This window comes from Marinithermofilum abyssi (assembly GCF_014641195.1).
In the GTDB taxonomy this organism is placed as follows: domain Bacteria; phylum Bacillota; class Bacilli; order Thermoactinomycetales; family DSM-45169; genus Marinithermofilum; species Marinithermofilum abyssi.
In genome coordinates, this window is the sequence record NZ_BMHQ01000008.1 from 25,100 (window position 1) to 47,754 (window position 22,655).

The following is a 22,655-nucleotide window of genomic DNA, read 5'->3' on the forward strand; positions in this document are numbered from 1 at the left end:
ACCGGTGTTTATTACTTCTTGCGACGACGCACGATATATTTATCGGACGGTTTGTTTTTCTTCCGGGTTTTGTATCCGAGGGTCGGTTTGCCCCAAGGCGTAACCGGAGATTTCCGACCGATCGGCGCACGACCTTCACCACCGCCGTGGGGGTGATCAGACGGGTTCATCACAGAACCGCGAACCGTCGGGCGAACGCCTTTCCAGCGGGAACGTCCGGCTTTCCCGATGTTGATCAGCTCGTGATCCAGGTTGCCCACTTGACCCAAGGTAGCGCGGCATTCGCGACGTACCATGCGGGTTTCGCCAGAAGTCAGACGAATGATGGCATACTTACCGTCTTTCCCGAGCAATTGCGCAGAAGCACCGGCAGCGCGCACCATTTTGCCGCCTGCACCCGGCTTCAGCTCGATGTTGTGAATGGTGGAACCCACCGGAATGTTTTCGAGCGGCAGGGCGTTCCCCACTTTGATGTCCGCTTGCGGGCCGGACTCGATGGTGTCGCCCACTTTCAGCCCATGAGGATGCAGGATGTAACGTTTTTCACCGTCTGCGTAGTGAATCAGAGCGATGTTGGCAGAACGGTTGGGATCGTATTCGATGGTGGCAACTTTGCCGGGAATGCCGTCTTTGTTCCGTTTGAAGTCGATAATGCGGTATTTCCGCTTATGACCGCCGCCTTTGTGACGGGTGGTGATCCGACCTTGGTTGTTCCGACCGGATTTCTTTTGCAGGCTGGTCGTCAGGGATTTCTCCGGCGTAGTCGCGGTGATCTCTTCAAAAGTAGAGACCGTCATTTGCCGGCGACCCGGAGAGGTCGGTTTAAAATGCTTGATACCCATGTGCTGTTCCCTCCTTTTCTTCGGAAGTCATCAGGCTTCGAAGATTTCGATGCTTTTGCTGTCGTCCGTCAGTTGAACGATCGCTTTTTTACGGTTGGAAGTGAACCCTTGGTAACGGCCAAAACGCTTCTTCTTGCCTTTTACGTTGATGGTGTTCACTTTCGCCACTTTCACACCGAAGATTTGCTCTACGGCTTGCTTGATTTCCGTTTTGTTCGCCCGTTTATCCACCTCGAAAACGTACTTTTTCTCCTCCATGAGGTCGGTGGATTTCTCCGTCACCAACGGGCGCCGGATGATGTCGCGGGGATCTTTCATTGCCCGAGCACCTCCTCTACGCGGGAGACCGCATCCCGGGTGATGATGAGCTTGTCGTGATTCAGCACGTCCAGTACGTTCAGGCCGTCGGCTTTCACGAATTTCACTCCGGGGATGTTCCGCGCGGACAGGGCCACGTTCTCATCAAAGTCCTGGGTGACAACCAGCGCTTTGCGTTCAGCGTTCAGGTTGTTCAGCACCTTCACCATTTCTTTGGTTTTCGGTTGCTCCAGGGTCAGTTTGTCCAGCACCACCAGGTTCTCCTCTTTCACTTTGGAAGACAGAGCCGAGCGGATCGCCAGACGGCGTACTTTTTTCGGCAGTTTGTAAGCGTAGCTGCGCGGTGTCGGACCGAACACTACACCACCGCCTACCCAGATCGGGGAACGGATGCTGCCATGACGCGCACGTCCCGTCCCTTTTTGTCTCCACGGCTTGCGTCCGCCGCCGCTTACGGCCGAACGGTTTTTCACGGCATGGGTTCCACGGCGTTGGGAAGCTTGCTGCATCACAACGGCGTCGTGCAGAACCGCTTCATTGGGCTCGATGCCGAATACGGATTCGGACAGTTCGATTTCGCCCACTTGGCTGCCGTTCATGTCCACAACATTAACTTTAGGCATGACGTCTCCTCCCTTCCCGGTAAATGTTACCGACTTTTGACTGCAGACTTGATAACGACGAAGCTGTTTTTCGGACCCGGGATCGAACCTTTCACCAGGATCAGGTTCTTTTCAGGATCCACTTTGACGATTTTCAGGTTTTGGACGGTTACCTTGTCAGAGCCCATGCGTCCAGGCAAGGTTTGCCCTTTGAACACCCGCATCGGGTCGATGGCACCCAAGGAACCAGGACGACGATGATAGCGGGAACCGTGGCTCATCGGCCCGCGGGCTTGGTTGTGCCGCTTGATCGCACCGGCAAAACCTTTCCCTTTCGACGTGGCGGTGATATCCACCAGTTCACCTTCCGCGAACAAGTCCGCTTTTACTTCTTGTCCCAGTTCGTATTCCGCCGGGTTCATCCCGCGGATTTCCCGCACGAACCGTTTCGGAGCAACACCGGCTTTTTTGGCGTGGCCTTTTTCCGGACGGTTGGCGCGGTGTTCTTTTTTGTCGAGGAAACCGAGCTGAACGGCTTCATACCCGTCATTGGCATCCTCTTTCTTTTGCAAGACATTGCACGGACCGGCGTGGATCACAGTCACCGGGATAGCCGTGCCGTCTTCGGCAAACACCTGAGTCATCCCCAGTTTCTTACCGAGAATCCCTTTCACGTCGCACACCTCCTACCGGCAGTGTTGTGGTTTGTATCCTTACAGTTTGATTTCGATGTCTACGCCGGACGGCAGGTCGAGCCGCATCAACGCATCCACCGTTTGGGGAGTCGGGTTGACGATGTCGATCAACCGCTTGTGCGTCCGCATCTCGAACTGCTCCCGCGAATCTTTATACTTGTGAACCGCCCGCAAGATCGTGTATACAGCACGTTCCGTCGGCAGCGGGATCGGCCCCGACACATCCGCCCCCGTCCGGGTTGCCGTATCGACGATTTTCTCCGCCGATTGGTCCAGAGCGCGGTGGTCATACGCTTTGAGGCGAATGCGAATCTTTTGTTTTGCCATGTTTGCCCCTCCTTTTCGCCCATTTTGATAAACGGACTTACTCCGCGGAAATTTCCCTCACACCCATGGCAAAGGGGCCGGGTGTGTCGGCAACCTTCCGCATCATCGCGTCCAATGACCAACATTCCTTATTATATAGAACAACTAGAGCGGATGCAAGCGAAATCGCATCCGCTCTGAGGTTTCTTATGCTGGCAAGGTTTGTCATCGTTGGTCGCTAAAAGACAGACCGCGTATAGTCTATCACAGGGTATGGGTAAGAAGCAAACCGTTCAGGAAAAAAATCCTCAGGGATCGAGGCGCTGTGATCATAGGTAACCCTCTTTTGAAAATAGAAAGATTACCTTTCCCTATCCACGGGTACCAGCCACTGTTCCGGCTGCATCTCAGGCGCTTCGATGACGATCGCTGTCATGCCTGTCTCACTGCCGGATTCGTGCCCCTCTCCTGTCCAACCACCTCAAGGGCTACCGATTCGGCCAAGGTTTATCCTATTAGTTAGCCAACCTTTTTAATAGTCTGATATCTGTCGGTAAAACATGGTATAATCGAAAAGAAAGAAAGCGGGTCGTGCACTGCGTTTCACCTTGTTGCCTTCCCGACTTTATTTTGCCCGCTTGTGCAACCGATTTCATTTTGTCTTGCGAGGTGAGCTTATGAAAAAATATGTGTCTGCCGCAGTCAGTTTTGCACTCGCTTTCGCCCTGCCCGTCGCAGCGGGCGCCACCGAAAAGGTTCATGCTGAATCCGCTGCCTACAAGTTGAATTGGCGACACGGTGTGTTTTACGAAATCTACGTCCGGTCTTTCTATGACTCCAACAAAGACGGCGACGGCGACTTGCGTGGAATCATGCAAAAGATGAATTACCTCAACGACAATAATCCCTATACCAAGAGGGATCTGAACATTAACGGCTTATGGTTGATGCCGATTACGAAATCCCCCAGCTACCACAAATACGATGTAACGGATTATTATCAGGTAGACCCCCAATACGGAACATTGAAAGATTTCCGCGCCATGGTTAAAAAAGCCCATCAGCATGGAGTTAAAGTGATCATGGACTTGGTCGTCAACCACACGAGCAACCAACATCCCTGGTTTCAGTCGGCAATGAAGGATAAGAACAGCCCCTACCGTGATTACTACATCTGGGCGGATAAAAATACGGACATCCATGAAAAAGGCCCCTGGGGTCAGCCCGTCTGGCACGAAACCTATCCGGGATCCGGCGATTACTATTACGGACTGTTCTGGAGCGGGATGCCCGATTTAAACTATGATAACCCCAAAGTACGGGAAGAGATCAAAAAGGTCGGGAAGTTCTGGTTGAAACAGGGCGCGGACGGATTCCGCCTGGACGCCGCCAAACACATCTACGACGAAAAGGACGTGGACAAAAATCTGCAGTGGTGGAACGAGTTCAAGACGGCGATGAAGCAAGAGAAGCCAGACGTTTATCTGGTCAGCGAAGTGTGGAGCAACTTTACCCAAGTCGCCCCCTATTATCGAGAGTTGGACACGATGTTCAATTTCGATCTCGCCGATAAAATTCTGCAATCGGCAAAGTCCGAGTCCGACCAGGGGATCGCCTCCTTCTCGGAAACAACCTACAAGGCCTTTAAAGAAGCCAATCCAGATGCCATCGACGCGCCCTTTTTGACCAATCATGACCAAAACCGGACGATGAGTGTACTGGAAGGCGACAAAGAGCAAGCCAAAGTAGCCGCTTCCATCCTGCTCACCCTGCCAGGCAACCCCTTTATCTATTACGGGGAAGAGATCGGCATGCTCGGTGAGAAGCCCGATGAGTATATCCGTGAACCATTCCGTTGGTATCCCGGCAGCGGGAAGGGGCAAACCACCTGGGAAGAACCTCGTCACAACAAAGGTCCCGATGCAGTATCGGTGGAAGCACAGAATCAAGATCCGAACTCCTTGCTGAACCACTACCGAAACATGATTCATCTGCGCCAGGAACACCCTGCTTTGATGAAAGGAGATATTCAAGCCATTGACACCGGCGATGACCGCATTGTCGCTTTCCAGCGCACCTACGGAAAGGAAACCTTGATTGTGGTACACAATTTATCCGGAGAAACTGTCCAGCTGGACCAGTTCGGCAAAAAGAAACGGGTCCATACCACTTCAAAACAAGTAAAAACCGTTGCAGACGGGAAGCTTCATTTACCCGGGTACTCTTCTGTGATTCTGGAAAAGTAATAGGACAAAGCCCTGAGCCGAAAGGCGACAGGGCTTTGTTTCTAACTTGCCAATCCTGAGGATCTACCGACGCAAACGAATAGATCCCAGCTCGGTATGTATGCGGCCAATGAGCCGTCCGCTGCTCTAGGTAGAATTGAAAAAGCGGCAGATAAAATTTGCTCGAAAAAGGACTTGTCGGCCGGTGTGTGATTTATGTTAATAGTGGCTAAATTGCAGCTCCTAATCTGTATCCTTCCGCATATGCCGGAAACGAACCGACCAGAGAGTTTGAGCGGTCTACTGGATGGAAAACCGGTGGATTACCAAATGAAGTCGACTGCCCGTGGGCTGGAGGTATTTGTGACTGTTCCTTCAGGAAATCATCAGCTGGATGTTCGTGTGCAGTGACTCATTGATCAACAGACTGTCAAAAGACAGCTCCCTCTTTCTAGGGAGCTGTCTTTTGACTGTTGAAATGACCTGATTTTTTCTGAACCCGCAGGCATCTGCCCATGATATAGGGGCAAGAAGCTGCGGATATGCTTTTCCCTCCAAAAAAAGAACCCCTCATCCAAAGATGAGAGGTTCTTCACACGTAATGGGGATTATTCGCTGATGGCAGTTACGGCGCCAGCGCCAACGGTGCGGCCGCCTTCGCGGATAGCGAAGCGGGTACCGTCTTCGATGGCGATCGGAGCGATCAGTTCCACTTCCATTTCCACGTTGTCGCCAGGCATTACCATTTCAGTGCCTTCCGGCAGTTTGATAACGCCGGTTACGTCGGTGGTACGGAAGTAGAATTGCGGACGGTAACCGTTGAAGAACGGGGTGTGACGGCCGCCTTCTTCTTTGCTCAGGATGTACACTTGAGCTTTGAATTTGGTGTGCGGCTTAACCGTACCGGGTTTGGCCAACACTTGACCACGCTGAACCTCATCACGGTTCACACCGCGCAGCAGAGCACCGATGTTGTCGCCGGCTTCAGCTTCATCCATCAGCTTGCGGAACATTTCCACGCCGGTAACAACGGTTTTCTTGGTTTCTTCTTCCAGACCGATGATTTCCACTTCATCGGACACTTTCAGGATACCGCGCTCCACACGACCGGTTGCCACGGTACCACGACCGGTAATGGTGAAGACGTCCTCGATCGGCATCAGGAACGGCTTATCTTTGTCACGCTCCGGAGCCGGGATGTATTCGTCCACAGCACGCATCAGTTCCAGGATCTTTTCGGCCCACTCGCTGTCCGGCTCTTCCAGAGCTTTCAGAGCGGAACCAGCAACCACCGGGATGTCGTCGCCCGGGAATTCGTACTCGGAAAGCAGTTCGCGAACTTCCATTTCCACCAGTTCCAGCAGCTCTTCGTCGTCCACCATATCCACTTTGTTCAGGAAGACAACGATGCTCGGCACACCCACCTGACGGGACAGCAAAATGTGCTCCCGGGTTTGCGGCATCGGGCCGTCAGCGGCGGACACCACGAGGATAGCACCATCCATTTGGGCAGCACCGGTGATCATGTTTTTCACGTAGTCAGCGTGACCCGGGCAGTCCACGTGAGCATAGTGGCGATTTTCGGTTTCGTACTCCACGTGAGCGGTGGAGATGGTGATACCACGTTCACGCTCTTCCGGAGCTTTGTCGATTTGGTCGTAAGCGGTAGCGGTAGCACCGCCGGTTTTCGCCAGGATCGTGGTGATCGCAGCAGTCAGAGTGGTTTTACCGTGGTCAACGTGACCGATGGTACCAATGTTCACGTGCGGTTTCGTACGCTCAAACTTCTCTTTGGACATGAGTTTAATCCTCCTTTGTTCACATAGAAAAGAATTGTTGAAGATGTATGGGGAGAAAGCTGGCAAGCGGCATCACCGCTTCCCAACTCTCTTCACCGGGTGTGTTGCAGGGCTTCGGACATTATTCGCCGGAAGCCTTGGCAATCAACTCTTCCGCAAGGCTCTTCGGCACTTCTTCATAATGGTCGAAGTGCATGGTGTATTGGCCGCGACCTTGGGTGCGGGAACGCAGGTTCGTCGCGTAACCGAACATTTCAGCCAGCGGCACCATGGCGCGGATCACTTGTGCACCGCCGCGGGAATCCATGCCTTCCACACGGCCGCGACGAGAGTTGATGTCACCCATCACGTCACCCATGTACTCTTCCGGAACAATCACTTCCACTTTCATAATGGGTTCCAAAAGGACCGGGTTACATTTGGATTTGGCCGCTTTCAACGCCATGGAACCAGCGATCTTAAAGGCCATCTCCGAGGAGTCCACATCGTGGTAAGACCCATCAAACAGGGTAGCCTTGATATCCACCATCGGATAGCCGGCGAGCACTCCGTTTTGCATGGCCTCTTCGATTCCGGCTTGCACAGCGGGGATATATTCGCGGGGAACAACCCCACCCACAATTTTGTTTTCGAATTCGAAACCGGAACCTTCTTCCAACGGTTCGAACTCGATCCAGACGTGACCGTATTGACCACGACCACCGGACTGACGGATGAATTTCCCTTCGACTTTCGCAGAGCTGCGGAAGGTTTCCCGGTAAGCCACCTGCGGGTTACCCACGTTGGCTTCCACTTTGAACTCCCGCTTCAAGCGATCCACAATGATGTCGAGGTGAAGCTCACCCATACCGGCAATGATGGTCTGACCGGTCTCATCATCGGTCCAAGCTTTGAAGGTCGGATCTTCTTCCGCCAGCTTGGACAGCGCCACTGCCATCTTGTCTTGGTCGCTCTTCGTTTTCGGTTCGATGGCGACCTGGATCACGGGCTCGGGGAATACCATGGATTCCAGGATGATCGGGTTCTTCTCATCGCACAGCGTATCTCCGGTAGTGGTATCTTTCAGACCCACAGCAGCAGCGATATCGCCGGCGTATACCGTTTTAATCTCTTCACGGGAGTTGGCGTGCATCTGCAGAATTCGACCGACCCGTTCCCGTTTCCCTTTTGTGGAGTTCAGCACATAGGATCCGGAGTTCAAGGTACCGGAGTACACCCGGAAGAAGGTCAGCTTACCCACATAGGGGTCCGACATAATTTTGAAAGCCAGTGCAGCGAACGGACCATTGTCATCCGATTCGCGGGTAGCTTCCGTGCCGTCCGGGAGTTCGCCTTTAATCGCCGGTACGTCCAGCGGGGAAGGCAAGTAGTCGACCACGGCATCCAGCAGCAGCTGAACCCCTTTGTTTTTATAGGAAGATCCGCAGAGAACCGGGATGATTTCCACGTTGCAGACGCCTTTACGCAGAGCTGCTTTCAGTTCCTCTTCGGTCGGCTCTTCACCTTCGAGATACTTCATCATCAGCTCTTCGTCCAGTTCGGCGATCGCTTCGATCATCTGGGTGCGGTATTCTTCCGCTTTTTCTTTGTATTCGTCCGGGATTTCCCGAGCATCCGTACGGGTACCCAGGTCATCCACATAATAGTAAGCGACATTTTTGATCAGGTCGATGATACCTTCAAAAGTATCTTCATACCCAATCGGATATTGAATCGGCACGGCATTGGCACCGAGGCGTTCACGCATCTGCTGTACAGCGCCTTCGAAGTCAGCACCGACAATATCCATTTTGTTAACGTAAGCAATCCGCGGAACATGATAGGTATCCGCTTGACGCCACACTGTTTCCGACTGAGGTTCTACGCCGCCTTTGGCACAGAATACCCCAACGGCTCCATCCAGCACGCGCAGGGAACGCTCCACCTCGACGGTAAAGTCCACGTGTCCCGGTGTGTCGATAATATTGATCCGGTGATCTTTCCACTGAGCGGTGGTAGCAGCGGAGGTAATGGTGATCCCCCGCTCTTGTTCCTGCTCCATCCAGTCCATGGTGGCAGCACCTTCGTGCACTTCACCGATCTTATGCACACGGCCGGAGTAGAACAAAATCCGCTCCGTGGTCGTGGTTTTACCCGCATCGATGTGAGCCATGATCCCGATATTGCGCGTGTCCTTCAAGGAGAACTCACGTGCCATCGGAAATGTCTCCTTTCATAGGGCAAAAGTATGCTCAACCAATTACCAACGATAGTGAGCGAAGGCACGGTTGGCTTCGGCCATGCGGTGGGTGTCTTCTTTCTTCTTGACAGCCGCACCGGTGTTGTTAGCAGCATCCAGAATTTCGTTAGCCAAACGCTCTTCCATGGTTTTTTCGCTGCGCAAGCGAGCGTAGCTCACCAACCAGCGAAGCCCCAGGCTCGTGCGCCGTTCCGGTTTCACTTCCACCGGTACTTGGTAGTTGGCACCACCTACGCGGCGGGCTTTAACCTCCAAGACAGGCATCACGTTTTTCAGAGCTTGTTCGAACACTTCCATCGGGTCCTTACCGGAGCGTTCACGAATGATGTTAAAGGCATCGTACAGAATGCGTTGGGCTTTCCCTTTTTTCCCGTCATACATCAGCCGGTTGATCAGGCGGGTGACCAACTTGCTGTTATAGAGCGGATCCGGCAATACTTCCCGGCGGGGTACGGGTCCTTTTCGCGGCATGCTGTTTCCCTCCTTTGCTGCGGTGTTGAAATCATGATGTGTTCATTATTTCTTCGGACGTTTGGTGCCGTATTTGGAACGGCCTTGTTTCCGGTCTTGCACACCAGCGGTATCCAATGCGCCACGCACGATGTGGTAACGAACACCCGGCAAGTCTTTTACACGACCGCCGCGAACCAGCACCACACTGTGCTCTTGCAGGTTGTGGCCGATCCCCGGAATGTAGGCGGTCACCTCGATCCCGTTGGTCAGGCGCACACGAGCGTACTTCCGAAGAGCGGAGTTCGGTTTCTTCGGAGTCATCGTGCCCACACGGGTGCAGACGCCGCGTTTTTGGGGAGAGCTTTGGTTGGTCAGCTCTTTGCGGAAGCTGTTGTAGCCATGTTGCAGCGCAGGAGCAGTGGATTTAGCTTTCTTGCGTTGACGACCTTTGCGAACCAATTGGTTAATTGTCGGCATGCCGGTCACCTCCTTTGACATGTTTCAGTACCACAGAGCCAGGCGGTTCATTTTTACACAGCAAATTGGAACCCACATCCAAACGTGGACCGCGCCCGTTCAACACGCGGCACGCGGCCCGTTTGGATTGTTGACGTGTTCCAATCCGCTCAATTCAAAATGGCTACCGTCGCTGCACCCACTTCGATTCCGCAGGCTTTGCCCAGTTCTTTCATGGAATCGACGTAGAGGACGGCAATCCCTTTATTTTTGCACAGATTGATTACGGGGAGCGTCACATGTTCATCCGCATCCCGCGCAATCACCACCTGTTGCGCCTTCCCTTGCTCAACCGCTTTCTTCGTCTGCTTGGCTCCGATCATAAGAGAAGCCGCTTGTTTCACTTTTTCATAAGACACTTGGCGTAGCCCTCCAAAGTGAAATTTACCAAGCACACGAGGATATATTACCATCGGCGTACCCGGTTGTCAACAAGAGGAATTCGGGCTTCATCCTGTTATTTTTTCACAGGATGAAGCGCTGAAATCATCCCTTTGTCTTCAAGGGCTGCAACCCGGTTTGCTACGGGGAGGTTTATCCCTCTTGCTCTCTTGCCGTTCCGTCAATGGAGCTCGATGAATAACCCTCTCCCGTCACGCTATCAAACAATCCGCTTCGCATGCACGGATCTTAACGAGCATCGATCTGCTCAGTCTACCAGCACCTTCTCTGCTGCATCCGCCTCGGAACCGGCTTCGCCGGAAGCTTCGGTAGGATCCGTGGCAAGAGTACGGTAACGGGACATCCCCGTACCGGCAGGTACCAGCTTCCCGATAATCACGTTCTCCTTCAGACCGAGCAGGCGGTCCACCTTGCCTTTGATCGCTGCATCGGTCAACACGCGGGTCGTTTCCTGGAAGGAGGCTGCGGACAGGAAGGATTCCGTCTCCAAGGAAGCCTTGGTGATCCCCAGCAGAATCGGACGCGCCACTGCCGGTTCGCCGCCGTTGGCGAGTACTTTGCGGTTGGCCTCTTCGTACTCATGCAGATCGACAAAAGATCCCGGAAGCAATTCGGTATCTCCGGAGTCGGTGATCCGTACTTTGCGCATCATTTGACGGATCATCACTTCCACGTGCTTGTCGTTGATCTCCACCCCTTGCAGGCGGTATACCTTCTGCACTTCTTGCAGAATGTACTCCTGCACGCCGCGAACACCTTTGACCCGCAGCAGTTCTTTCGGATCAACGGAGCCTTCTGTCAGTTCGTCACCGGCTTCCACCCTATCGCCGAGCGCCACTTTCATGCGGGAACCGTAAGGGATGGTGTAGACTTTGTTTTCCACTTCCCCTTCGATTTCCACTTCGCGGCGGTCTTTAACTTCACGGATATCGGCCACTTTACCGGCGATCTCACTGATGATGGCCTGCCCTTTCGGATTCCGGGCTTCAAACAGCTCCTGAATCCGGGGCAAACCTTGGGTGATGTCGTCGCCGGCCACCCCGCCGGTGTGGAAGGTACGCATCGTGAGCTGGGTACCCGGCTCTCCGATGGACTGGGCGGCGATAATTCCGACCGCTTCGCCCACTTCCACATTGGTCCCGAGGGCGAGGTTCCGCCCGTAACATTTGCGGCAGACTCCGTGATGGGTGCGACAGCTCAGCACGGAGCGGATTTCCACTTCTTCGACGCCGGCTTCCACAATTTTGGTTGCCAGGTCTTCGTCGATCATCTGGTCCCGCTCCACGATCACTTCTTTGGTTTCCGGATGGCGCACCGTTTTGAAAGCGACCCGGCCCACAATCCGATCATACAGGCCCTCAATCACTTCGCCGCCATCCTGGATCTTGCTGACCGGCAGCCCTTTGTCGGTACCGCAGTCTTCTTCCCGGACGATAACGTCTTGGGCCACGTCCACCAGACGCCGGGTGAGATAACCGGAGTCCGCAGTTCGGAGAGCCGTATCCGCCAACCCTTTCCGGGCTCCGTGAGTGGAGATGAAGTACTCCAACACCGTCAAACCTTCCCGGAAGTTCGACTTAATCGGCAACTCGATAATCCGTCCAGCCGGGTTGGCCATCAGACCACGCATTCCTGCCAGCTGAGTGATCTGGGACACGTTACCCCGGGCACCGGAGTTGGCCATCATGAAGATCGGGTTAAATTTGCCCATCTTTCTCATCAGGACCTTGGTAATGTCGTCCTTGGCCTGACTCCAGATGGAGATGACCCGTTCATACCGCTCGTCTTCGGTGATCAAACCGCGGCGGTATTGTCTGAGCACCATTTCCACCTTTTGTTCCGCTTCCGCTAGGATCTCCTTTTTCTCCTCCGGAACCACAACGTCGGATACGGACATCGTGATCCCCGCTTTGGTGGAGTAGGAGTATCCGAGCGCCTTCACTTTATCCAGCAGGACCGCCGTTTCTTTCGTGCCAAAGCGGCGGAACACTTCGGATATGATTTTGCCCAAGAAGCCTTTTTTGACAGCTTCACCCTCCGGCATTTCCTTTATCTTCTCAGGGATGTTGATCCCTTTGTCGAAAATAAAGTATTGATCCGGGGTCCCTTTGGTCAGGTTGGCCTGGGTCGGCTCGTTGATATAAGGCAGCTCTTGCGGGAAGATCTCGTTGAAAATGATCTTGCCGACCGTGGTGATCAGGAACGCATTCTGCTGCTTTTCCGTAAAGGAGCTTTTGTTTAGGCTTTTCGCCGGAATGGCGATCCGTGCATGGAGCGTCACATAGCCTTGAGAGTAGGCGTTGATCGCTTCACCCGGCGTGGCGAAAATGCTGCCTTCTCCTTTGTCCCCGCTCTTTTCCAAGGTGAGGTAATAAGATCCCAGCACCATGTCCTGAGAGGGAGTCACAACCGGCTTCCCGTCTTTCGGGTTGAGAATGTTTTGTGCCGCCAGCATTAACAGACGTGCTTCCGCCTGGGCTTCTGCAGACAAGGGGACGTGAACAGCCATTTGGTCCCCGTCGAAATCAGCGTTGTATGCCGTACATACCAAAGGATGCAGACGGATTGCACGCCCTTCCACCAGGACCGGCTCGAAAGCCTGGATCCCGAGGCGGTGAAGGGTGGGCGCCCGATTGAGGAGCACGGGATGTTCCTTAATAACTTCCTCCAGCACATCCCACACCTCGTGATGCACCCGCTCCACTTTCCGTTTCGCACTCTTGATGTTGTGCGCCAATCCTTTGGCTACAAGCTCCTTCATCACGAAGGGTTTAAACAGTTCCAGCGCCATCTCTTTCGGCAGACCGCATTGATAGATTTTCAAATACGGGCCGACGACGATAACCGAACGGCCGGAGTAGTCCACCCGTTTTCCGAGCAGGTTCTGACGGAAACGTCCTTGTTTCCCTTTCAGCATGTGAGAAAGAGATTTGAGCGGACGGTTGCCGGGGCCGGTTACCGGGCGGCCGCGGCGGCCATTGTCGATCAGGGCGTCCACCGCTTCTTGCAGCATCCGTTTTTCGTTTTGAACGATGATATCCGGAGCTCCCAAATCCAACAGGCGCTTCAAGCGGTTGTTCCGGTTAATCACCCGGCGGTACAGGTCGTTCAGGTCCGAGGTGGCAAAGCGACCCCCGTCCAACTGCACCATAGGCCGAAGTTCCGGTGGGATCACCGGAAGGACGTCCAGCACCATCCAGTCGGGGCGGTTGCCGGAGTTGCGGAAAGCCTCCAGCACCTCCAGACGCTTGATGGCCCGGTTCCGCCGTTGTCCCTGCGCCGTCTGCAGTTCTTCCTTCAGGGCCTCCACTTCGCGGTCCAGATCGATATCCTGCAGGAGCCGCTTGATCGCTTCGGCTCCCATCATCGCCGTAAAGGCATTGCCGTATTTTTCCCGATAGCTGCGGTATTCCTTCTCGGACAGCAGCTGTTTTTTCTCCAAGGGCGTTTGCCCCGGATCCACCACTACATAAGAAGCGAAATAAATCACTTCTTCCAAGGAGCGCGGGGACATGTCCAACACAAGCCCCATGCGGCTGGGAATCCCTTTGAAGTACCAGATGTGCGATACGGGAGCGGCCAGCTCGATGTGGCCCATCCGTTCCCGACGCACTTTGGAACGGGTCACTTCCACTCCGCAGCGGTCACAAACGACTCCTTTGTACCGAACACGTTTATACTTGCCGCAGTGACACTCCCAATCCTTGGTCGGTCCAAAGATTTTCTCGCAGAAAAGCCCCTCTTTTTCAGGCTTTAACGTCCGGTAGTTGATCGTCTCGGGCTTTTTCACTTCGCCCCGAGACCAAGACCGGATTTTGTTGGGGGATGCGAGACCGATTTTCATAAACTCAAAGTTATTGACGTCCAGCACAGGGCATTCCTCCCTCAGGATCCTTCCGTTTACCTTGTCTCAACCACGGCGATCCTTTGATGGCAAAACGCCTCATCGCTCGAGGCCCGACGAGTGTTTTACGAAGAAGACCGGTTTTGTTCACCGTCCATCTCCAGTCCCATCTGATCTCCCGCCGGTTCCTCGTCCTCATCGATTTCACGTATCTCGATCTCTTGTTCGTCTTCCGCCAGGATTTTCACGTCCATCCCGAGGCTTTGCAGCTCCTTGATCAAAACCTTGAACGACTCAGGCACACCCGGTTCCGGAACGTTTTCCCCTTTGACGATCGATTCATAGGTCTTGACGCGGCCCACCACGTCATCCGACTTCACCGTGAGGATCTCTTGCAGCGTGTAGGCGGCGCCGTAAGCTTCCAGGGCCCAAACCTCCATCTCACCAAACCGCTGACCCCCGAACTGCGCTTTACCGCCTAAAGGCTGCTGCGTAACGAGGGAGTAGGGTCCGGTGGAACGGGCGTGGATCTTGTCATCCACCATGTGAGCCAATTTGATCATATACATCACACCGACGGTGACGCGGTTTTCAAAAGGTTCACCGGTCCGGCCGTCGTAGAGAACGGTTTTTCCGTCGGGGTCCAATCCGGCCTCTTCCAGGGCGTTAAACACATCTTGCTCGGTTGCCCCGTCAAAAACCGGCGTAGCCATGTGCAGACCCATCTGGCGGGCCGCCATGCCCAAGTGCACCTCCAACACCTGTCCGATGTTCATCCGGGAAGGCACACCCAAGGGATTGAGTACCACTTCCACCGGAGTCCCGTCCGGGAGGAAAGGCATATCTTCTTCGGGCAGCACGCGGGCGATAACCCCTTTGTTTCCGTGACGCCCGGCCATCTTATCCCCTTCGGAAATTTTCCGTTTCTGGGCGATGTACACCCGGACCAACTGGTTCACACCGGGAGGCAGCTCATCTCCGTTTTCCCGTTCGAACACTTTGACGTCCACAACAATCCCATCGGTACCGTGGGGCACGCGCAGGGAGGTATCCCGCACTTCCCGGGCCTTTTCACCGAAGATGGCATGCAAGAGGCGCTCTTCGGCAGTCAGTTCGGTAACCCCTTTGGGAGTCACTTTTCCGACCAGAATGTCGCCGGATTTGATCTCGGCACCGATGCGGATAATTCCCCGTTCGTCCAGGTTTTTCAGCGCATCTTCACCTACGTTGGGGATATCCCGGGTGATCTCTTCCGGCCCCAGTTTGGTATCCCGGGCTTCCGACTCATATTCTTCGATGTGAATGGAGGTGTAAACATCCTCCTTCACCAATTTTTCACTGAGCAAAATGGCATCCTCGTAGTTGTACCCTTCCCAGGTCATGAAGGCTACGACCACGTTGCGGCCGAGAGCCATTTCCCCTTTGTCTGTGGAAGGACCGTCAGCGAGAGGAGTGCCGGCTTGCACCTTTTCACCCACACGCACGAAAGGCCGCTGGTTAATGCAAGTCCCTTGGTTGGAACGGATGAATTTGTGCAACTTATATTTGTCGAGATCGCCTTTGACCAGCTTCCCGTCCACTTCTTCCTCGTGGCGGACCCAGATCTCGTCGGCAGTCACCCGCTCCACAGTGCCCGGCCGTTTGGCCAGAACCATGACACCGGAATCCACCGCTGCCTTGTACTCCATGCCCGTTCCGATAAACGGGGCTTCCGGCTTTAAGAGCGGCACGGCTTGCCGCTGCATGTTGGATCCCATCAATGCGCGGTTGGAGTCGTCGTTTTCCAGGAAGGGAATGCAAGCAGTAGCGACAGAAACCACTTGTTTCGGCGACACGTCCATAAAGTCAACGCGTTCCCGCGCCACCGGCATGATCTCTTCTTTGTAACGGACAACCACTTGCTCATTGGCAAAGCGTCCTTCCTCATCCAGCGGCGCATTCGCCTGGGCAACATAGTAGTTGTCCTCTTCATCCGCCGTCAGGTAGACGATCTCATCGGTCACCTTGTTGGTTTCCGGATCCACTTTGCGGTACGGTGTTTCAATAAAGCCGTAATCGTTGATCCGCGCATAGCTGGACAAGGAGTTGATCAACCCGATGTTGGGTCCCTCCGGCGTTTCAATCGGACACATCCGGCCATAGTGGGAGTGGTGAACGTCCCGCACCTCAAAGCCGGCCCGTTCCCGGGTCAAACCGCCGGGGCCCAGAGCGGACAGACGCCGCTTGTGGGTCAATTCAGCCAGCGGGTTGGTCTGATCCATGAACTGGGACAACTGGCTGGAACCGAAGAACTCCTTGATGGATGCGATGACCGGTCGGATATTGATCAATGCCTGGGGCGTGATCGCGTTGGCATCCTGAATCGACATCCGCTCCCGCACCACTCGTTCCATCCGGGACAACCCGATCCGGAACTGGTTCTGCAAGAGTTCACCCACGGAACGCAGACGACGGTTGCCCAAATGGTCAATGTCGTCGGTGCTTCCGACACCATGCAGCAGATTGATGAAATAGTTGATCGACGCGATGATGTCTTCCGGGGTAATATGTTTAACGGACTGATCCACCTGCCCGTTGGAGATCACGTTGATAACTTTTCCGTCTTGGGTGGGAGAGAAAATTTTCAACGTCTGCAGATTCAAAGAACCGTCTTCCGGCACGCCGCCGCGTACGCTGTATTCGACCCGGCCAAGACCTCCTTCCAGATAGGGGAGAAGTTTATCCAAGATGCGGCGGTCCACCACCTGACCGGCTTCGGCGATAATTTCCCCGGTTTCCGGATCGACCACAGTCTCCGCCAAACGCTGGTTCAAGAGACGGTTTTTGATATGCAGCTTTTTGTTCATTTTGTACCGGCCCACATTGGCCAGGTCGTACCGTTTCGGATCGAAGAAACGAGAGTACAAAAGACTGCGGGCGTTGTCCGCCGTCGGCGGTTCACCCGGACGCAGACGCTCATAGATCTCGATCAACGCCTTTTCGGTGTTGCCCGTGTTGTCTTTGTCCAGCGTGTTGCGGATATATTCATCTTCTCCCAGCAAATCGAGGATCTCCGCATCACTGCTGAATCCCAGAGCACGCAAAAGGACCGTCACCGGAATCTTCCTCGTGCGATCGATACGCACATAGATGATATCCTTGGCGTCGGTTTCAAATTCCAGCCATGCCCCACGGTTGGGGATTACGGTAGCCGTGTACGTCGGTTTTCCGTTTTTGTCCACTTTGCTGCTGTAGTACACGCTGGGCGAGCGGACCAACTGGCTGACGATGACCCGTTCTGCACCGTTGATAATGAAGGTGCCGGTATCGGTCATCAACGGGAAGTCGCCCATGAACACTTCCTGTTCTTTCACTTCACCGGTTTCTTTGTTGATGAGACGCACTTTGACGCGGAGAGGCGCCGCATACGTGACATCTCGTTCTTTTGCCTCATCGACAGAGTACTTGGGTTCTTCCAAGGTGTAATCGATGAACTCCAGAACCAAGTTGCCGGTGAAATCCTCAATCGGCGAAATATCCTGGAACATCTCTCTCAGGCCCTGATCCAAGAACCATTGGTAAGAACGCTGCTGGATCTCGATCAGGTTGGGCAGTTCGAGAACTTCATTGATTCTCGCATAGCTGCGCCGTTGCCGACGACCGTATTGGACTAGTTTACCTGCCAAACGAGCTCCCCCCTCGAACCCAGTCGATTGACGCGTGATCGGTCACAGGGTACGCTGCCACGCCTCAATACTGTTGGACACTCAGGTTCAATAGTGACTTGTGGTTCCCGCACACCCCATGATTGTGCGTAGAATTTATGGATGGATAACCTCTTTTTTCCAACAGGGAAAGGTCTATTTTTCTATGGTAACCCAAACAAGAGGTTCTTATTCACGAAAAAACACCCCGTTGCCTCGGTGAAAATAATATTCCACAAGCATTGGGTTTGTTAGCATTTTAAAACGATACCACAAGGGAGAATCGGTGTCAACGTTCTGTTCCCTTTTCTCCCCGCAGGATCCAAAACCCTTTTTTTCTAGTAACGAGTTCTACCTGCGGGAAAAGATGTTCCAATTTCTCCCGCGCCGAGGCACCGCCTTGTTGTTTGCGGATGACGACCCACAGTTCACCGCCAGGCAGTAAATGCTCCGCTGATTCTTCAAACAAACGATACACGGTTTTTTTCCCGGCTCGAATCGGTGGATTCGTGAGAATCGTCGCAAAGGACCGGCCTTGAATCGCAGAAAAGCCGTCGCTTTCTAATACTTCCACCCGGTCTGCGACACCATTGGTGTCCGCATTCTTCCGCGCAAGTTCCAAGGCGCGGCGGTTCACATCCACCATCGTAACCCGGCACTCCGGTGCTACAGCAGCACTCACCACCCCCACCGGACCGTAACCGCAGCCAAGGTCCAAAATATCTCCCGCTTCCGGAAGTATCATGGTTTCGATCAACAGGCGCGTGCCGAAATCGATCCCTTTTTTGGAAAAGACGCCGGCATCCGCCTGAAAATGAAACGTACGCCCGCGAAGGTCGGCAATGATGCGGCGGTCTTCCCCCGATGATCCGGGTTCGGAACTGTAATAGTGGTCTGCCATTTCCATTCACCTCGACGGATATAAAAGAACCCGCCGACGAACCGCCGGCGGGTCCGGTTGCAGGCGAAACGTTATTTGAGTTCCACCTTTGCACCGGCTTCTTCCAACTGGGATTTGATGTCTTCGGCTTCCTCTTTGGATACGCCTTCTTTGACCGGGCTCGGAGCGCCGTCCACGAGGGCTTTGGCTTCTTTGAGGCCCAGTCCGGTGATGCCGCGAACAGCTTTGATGACATTGATTTTGGAGGAACCGGCATCAGCCAGGATCACATCGAATTCGGTTTGTTCTTCGGCAGCTTCACCAGCAGCTGCACCGCCGGCAACGGCCACCGGTGCAGCGGCGGTCACGCCGAATTCTTCTTCGATTGCTTTAACCAAGTCGTTCAGTTCGAGCACGCTCATGCCTTTGATGGCTTCAATAATTTGCTCTTTGCTCATGAGAATACCTCCTTAATATCGTCCATTGTGTATGGTGGGTAAACCATTGGAATCGGTTTTTTTCGATCCAACTTAAGCTTCTTGAGCTTCTTCGCCTTCGCCGTCTTTGTCGGCAACGGCTTTGACAGCCAGGGCGAAGTTCCGCATCGGTGCTTGCAGCACGCTGAGCAGCATGGACAAGAGTCCTTCGCGGGAAGGCAGGTCCGCCAGCTCCTTGATTTGATCCAGGGAGACGACGTTTCCTTCCACGATGCCAGCCTTGATTTCCAGGGCTTTGTGATCTTTGGCGAACTTGTGAAGCACTTTGGCCGGGGCCACGGCATCCTCTGGAGAGAAAGCGATGGCGGTCGGGCCTACCAGGTGTTCATCCAGTTCGCTGTAGTTGACTTCCGCTGCTGCGCGGCGTACCATCGTGTTTTTCAACACTTTGTACTCCACGCCGGCTTCCCGCAGCTGTTTCCGCAGCTCGTTCATTTCGGCCACGGTCAGACCGCGGTAGTCCGTCAGAATGGTGCTTTTGCTGTTTTGCAGTTTCTCGACAATCTCAGCAACCACTTCTTTTTTCTTTTCGATTGCAGTGGACATGAACACACCTCCTTAAAGGGGAAATCCGCCCATGAAAAAAGCCTTCGCGCAGACAGACGAAGGCCGGGAACTGTGCAATCCTCGCACAGAGAAACCCTAGGTTTCTCGTTCCTCTACCTCGGCTGGCTTTTTAAGCACCCAGGGTGCCCCGGCTGTCTACGGTAGTGCTCTTTTCAATTGTGGGGATTGGCTTCCTGTATCTCAAACCGCTTCAATCAGCGGCCGGTGAAACGGGAAGTGTTGACGGTGACGCCCGGTCCCATCGTAGAGGAAACCGCAGCGTTGCGTACGTACTGCCCTTTGGCGGCAGCCGGCTTGGCTTTCAGCAAAGCTTCCAGCAAAGCTTGGAAGTTCTCAGCCAGTTTTTCGGTGTCAAAAGAGACTTTGCCGATCGGTGCGTGGACATTGCCGGATTTGTCGGCACGATATTCCACTTTACCGGCTTTGATCTCTTTGACGGCTTTCTCCACTTCGAAGGTGACGGTGCCGGTTTTCGGGTTCGGCATCATGCCGCGGGGACCCAGGATCCGACCCAGTTTACCCACTTGAGCCATCATGTCCGGGGTAGCTACCACCACATCGAAGTCCAGCCAACCCTGGCTCACTTTGTTCACCAAGTCTTCGTCACCGACAAAGTCGGCTCCGGCTTGTTCCGCTTCTTTCGCTTTTTCGCCTTTGGCGAATACCAGCACCCGTTTGGTTTTCCCGGTGCCATGCGGCAATACGACCGCACCGCGTACTTGCTGGTCGGCGCGCTTGGTGTCGATGCCCAGGCGGAATGCAGCCTCGACGGTTTCGTCAAACTTGGCCGGGGCAACTTCTTTCACCAGCTGAATCGCTTCTTCCAGCTCGTAAGCTCGTTCCCGGTCGATTTTCTTCAGCGCTTCTTGAAACTTTTTACCATGTTTAGCCACGGTATTCACTCCCTTCGTGGTAATAACGGAAATTCCTCCCACACGCGCTCTTCACCCGCGGCGGCAAAGAGAGCGTTTCGTCCGTCATCGAATCAGTCTTCGACGACGATACCCATGCTGCGGGCGGTGCCTTCCACCATCCGCATGGCTGCTTCCACATCAGCAGCGTTCAAGTCGGGCATTTTGATTTCGGCAATCTCGCGGATTTTGTCCCGCTTGATGGTGGCCACTTTGTTCTTGTTGGGCTCGCCGGAACCTTTGTCCAGGCCCGCTGCCTTTTTCAACAGAACTGCTGCCGGCGGAGTCTTCGTGATGAAGTCGAAAGACCGGTCCTCATAAACGGTGATCTCCACCGGGATGATCATGCCGGCTTGGTCTTGGGTCCGGGCGTTGAATTCTTTACAAAAGCCCATGATGTTCACACCGGCTTGACCCAGTGCAGGACCGACCGGCGGTGCCGGGTTCGCTTTGCCGGCAGGAATCTGTAGCTTGACGACTTTCATGACTTTTTTGGCCACGCTGTTCAACCTCCTTTGAAGAAAAGTGGTTCCCTCGGGTCCGTTGTACCCTCCCACGGAAAAGAGGCCCTTTAACGGTTTAGCCGTCCAGGACGGTCACACCGAGCAAAGGGAATCTCAAACAATCCAACTTTACCATAACCGCTGCCAAAATTGAAGGCAGGTTCCAAAGTTAAATTTTTTCCACTTGGTTGAAGTCGAGTTCCACCGGGGTTTCCCGACCGAACATATTGACAAGGACCTTCAGCTTCTGCCGGTTCACATCCACTTCCTCAATGTTGCCGACGAAGTTGGCAAAGGGGCCCTCTTTCACTTTGACCGTTTCGGAAACGGCGAAATCCACTTTGGGACGCGCCTCTTCCATCCCCATCTGGTGAAGGATGGCCTGCACCTCATCCGGCATAAGGGGAGTGGGTTTTGACCCTGCCCCAGGCGACCCGACAAACCCAGTCACCCCTGGCGTGTTGCGCACGACGTACCACGAGTCGTCCGTCATCACCATTTCCACGAGGACATATCCCGGAAAAACCTTGCGCTGAACAGTCTTGCGCTTACCATCCTTATGCTCGATTTCCTCTTCCGTCGGTACGAGGACACGGAAGATCTTATCTTGCATATCCATGGAATGCACGCGTTTTTCCAGGTTGGTTTTCACTTTGTTCTCGTAGCCGGAATACGTGTGGACAACATACCAATTCTTCTCCATGAAATCAGGGCAGTTTCGCCCTGTCCCCCCTTACGACTTTTTTCCGCCGACACATCAGGTGATCCGATTGACCAGCGACAGGATTCCGTAGTCAATGATTCCGAGGAACAAAGTCATGATAACGACCACCGTCAAAACCACCAGGGTATAGCTGATCAGCTCCTGACGGCTAGGCCATTTGACTTTCTTCAGTTCGGCAACTCCGGACCGAAAGAAGTCGGCGATACCGGTCACACTGCGCTTGATGCGGCCGAGAAAACCCATGCGCTTACCCTCCCATGTGAAAATCTCGCTGTCACTTTGGAACGCCGATCATTTGGTTTCGCGATGAATGGTGTGACTGTTGCAACGAGGGCAGTATTTCCGGAATTCCATCCGGTCGGGATGCTTCCGTTTATTTTTAGTGGAGGAATAGTTTCGCTCCTTACATTCCGTACAAGCCAGCGTCATCAACACCCGCATGCGAACACCTCCTTGACTCGCACTCAAGACGGTCTGAGGGCGTAATACAAAATACCCCACCAACTTTATCACAGAGATAAAAACATGTCAACCAAATCATGTCTTTCCAGTATTAACCCTTTCTTTAGGGAAATAAACAACCGTTAAAGAAGCTCTTTTCCCTCCAAAAAGAATGGATGGTTGCGGGAAGGGAATCCAGCTCCAGCTT

General features: G+C 53.9%; 21 protein-coding genes and 1 other annotated feature. Of the genes, 1 reads left to right on the forward strand and 20 read right to left on the reverse strand.

Annotated elements, in window-relative coordinates:
• Positions 1 to 11: 11 nt before the first annotated feature.
• The 5 genes from rplB to rpsJ are packed head-to-tail and all read right to left on the reverse strand — an operon-like array spanning position 12 to position 2,784.
• A complete protein-coding gene (gene rplB, locus IEW70_RS11680; RefSeq protein ID WP_188648107.1) occupies positions 12 to 842 on the reverse strand; it encodes a 50S ribosomal protein L2 in 831 nt (276 codons plus the stop codon).
• 30 nt (positions 843 to 872) lie between these two features.
• Positions 873 to 1,160, reverse strand: coding sequence for a 50S ribosomal protein L23 (gene rplW / locus IEW70_RS11685; protein WP_188648108.1), 288 nt, complete (start codon positions 1,158 to 1,160; stop codon positions 873 to 875).
• Positions 1,157 to 1,783 carry a 50S ribosomal protein L4 gene (gene rplD / locus IEW70_RS11690; RefSeq protein WP_188648109.1) on the reverse strand — a complete coding sequence of 209 codons (627 nt, stop codon included), beginning with the start codon at positions 1,781 to 1,783 and terminating at the stop codon, positions 1,157 to 1,159. Before rplD ends, rplW begins: the two co-directional genes overlap by 4 nt.
• Before the next feature lie 26 nt (positions 1,784 to 1,809).
• On the reverse strand, positions 1,810 to 2,436 hold the full coding sequence (rplC, locus tag IEW70_RS11695; protein WP_188648110.1) for a 50S ribosomal protein L3: 627 nt from the start codon (positions 2,434 to 2,436) through the stop codon (positions 1,810 to 1,812).
• A gap of 39 nt (positions 2,437 to 2,475) precedes the next feature.
• Entirely contained in the window at positions 2,476 to 2,784 is a 309-nt protein-coding gene (gene rpsJ, locus IEW70_RS11700; protein ID WP_188648111.1) for a 30S ribosomal protein S10, read from the reverse strand.
• Between the two features lie 656 nt (positions 2,785 to 3,440).
• Between rpsJ and IEW70_RS11705 the strand changes: the two genes are divergently transcribed.
• A complete protein-coding gene (locus IEW70_RS11705; RefSeq protein WP_188648112.1) occupies positions 3,441 to 5,009 on the forward strand; it encodes an alpha-amylase family glycosyl hydrolase in 1,569 nt (522 codons plus the stop codon).
• Between the two features lie 587 nt (positions 5,010 to 5,596).
• Here IEW70_RS11705 and tuf read toward each other — a convergent pair.
• The 15 genes from tuf to rpmG form a co-directional block, all read right to left on the reverse strand.
• A complete protein-coding gene (gene tuf / locus IEW70_RS11710; RefSeq protein ID WP_188648113.1) occupies positions 5,597 to 6,787 on the reverse strand; it encodes an elongation factor Tu in 1,191 nt (396 codons plus the stop codon).
• A gap of 121 nt (positions 6,788 to 6,908) precedes the next feature.
• Entirely contained in the window at positions 6,909 to 8,984 is a 2,076-nt protein-coding gene (gene fusA, locus IEW70_RS11715) for an elongation factor G (RefSeq protein WP_188648114.1), read from the reverse strand.
• A 42-nt stretch (positions 8,985 to 9,026) separates the two neighbouring features.
• Positions 9,027 to 9,497, reverse strand: a complete 471-nt coding sequence (rpsG, locus tag IEW70_RS11720; protein ID WP_188648115.1) for a 30S ribosomal protein S7 — start codon at positions 9,495 to 9,497, stop codon at positions 9,027 to 9,029.
• A 45-nt stretch (positions 9,498 to 9,542) separates the two neighbouring features.
• A complete protein-coding gene (gene rpsL, locus IEW70_RS11725; RefSeq protein ID WP_188648116.1) occupies positions 9,543 to 9,956 on the reverse strand; it encodes a 30S ribosomal protein S12 in 414 nt (137 codons plus the stop codon).
• Positions 9,957 to 10,105: 149 nt separating this feature from the next.
• Positions 10,106 to 10,354, reverse strand: a complete 249-nt coding sequence (locus IEW70_RS11730; protein WP_188648117.1) for a 50S ribosomal protein L7ae-like protein — start codon at positions 10,352 to 10,354, stop codon at positions 10,106 to 10,108.
• A 290-nt stretch (positions 10,355 to 10,644) separates the two neighbouring features.
• A complete protein-coding gene (gene rpoC / locus IEW70_RS11735) occupies positions 10,645 to 14,268 on the reverse strand; it encodes a DNA-directed RNA polymerase subunit beta' (protein ID WP_229751956.1) in 3,624 nt (1,207 codons plus the stop codon).
• A gap of 98 nt (positions 14,269 to 14,366) precedes the next feature.
• The gene (rpoB, locus tag IEW70_RS11740) at positions 14,367 to 17,906 is read right to left on the reverse strand and encodes a DNA-directed RNA polymerase subunit beta (RefSeq protein WP_188648118.1); all 3,540 of its coding nucleotides are present in this window, start codon (positions 17,904 to 17,906) and stop codon (positions 14,367 to 14,369) included.
• Between the two features lie 307 nt (positions 17,907 to 18,213).
• Positions 18,214 to 18,825: a class I SAM-dependent methyltransferase gene (locus tag IEW70_RS11745; protein WP_188648119.1), complete on the reverse strand. Its 612-nt coding sequence runs from the start codon at positions 18,823 to 18,825 to the stop codon at positions 18,214 to 18,216.
• A 71-nt stretch (positions 18,826 to 18,896) separates the two neighbouring features.
• Positions 18,897 to 19,262, reverse strand: a complete 366-nt coding sequence (rplL, locus tag IEW70_RS11750) for a 50S ribosomal protein L7/L12 (protein WP_188648120.1) — start codon at positions 19,260 to 19,262, stop codon at positions 18,897 to 18,899.
• 72 nt (positions 19,263 to 19,334) lie between these two features.
• On the reverse strand, positions 19,335 to 19,847 hold the full coding sequence (gene rplJ / locus IEW70_RS11755) for a 50S ribosomal protein L10 (protein WP_188648121.1): 513 nt from the start codon (positions 19,845 to 19,847) through the stop codon (positions 19,335 to 19,337).
• A gap of 25 nt (positions 19,848 to 19,872) precedes the next feature.
• Positions 19,873 to 20,027 (reverse strand) — a sequence feature (ribosomal protein L10 leader region).
• Positions 20,028 to 20,062: 35 nt separating this feature from the next.
• Positions 20,063 to 20,761, reverse strand: a complete 699-nt coding sequence (gene rplA / locus IEW70_RS11760) for a 50S ribosomal protein L1 (protein WP_188648122.1) — start codon at positions 20,759 to 20,761, stop codon at positions 20,063 to 20,065.
• Between the two features lie 92 nt (positions 20,762 to 20,853).
• Positions 20,854 to 21,279, reverse strand: coding sequence for a 50S ribosomal protein L11 (rplK, locus tag IEW70_RS11765; RefSeq protein WP_188648123.1), 426 nt, complete (start codon positions 21,277 to 21,279; stop codon positions 20,854 to 20,856).
• Positions 21,280 to 21,451: 172 nt separating this feature from the next.
• A complete protein-coding gene (gene nusG / locus IEW70_RS11770) occupies positions 21,452 to 21,985 on the reverse strand; it encodes a transcription termination/antitermination protein NusG (protein WP_188648124.1) in 534 nt (177 codons plus the stop codon).
• A gap of 54 nt (positions 21,986 to 22,039) precedes the next feature.
• Positions 22,040 to 22,249, reverse strand: coding sequence for a preprotein translocase subunit SecE (gene secE / locus IEW70_RS11775; RefSeq protein ID WP_188648125.1), 210 nt, complete (start codon positions 22,247 to 22,249; stop codon positions 22,040 to 22,042).
• Between the two features lie 48 nt (positions 22,250 to 22,297).
• On the reverse strand, positions 22,298 to 22,447 hold the full coding sequence (rpmG, locus tag IEW70_RS11780; protein WP_188648126.1) for a 50S ribosomal protein L33: 150 nt from the start codon (positions 22,445 to 22,447) through the stop codon (positions 22,298 to 22,300).
• Between the last annotated feature and the right edge of the window lie 208 nt (positions 22,448 to 22,655).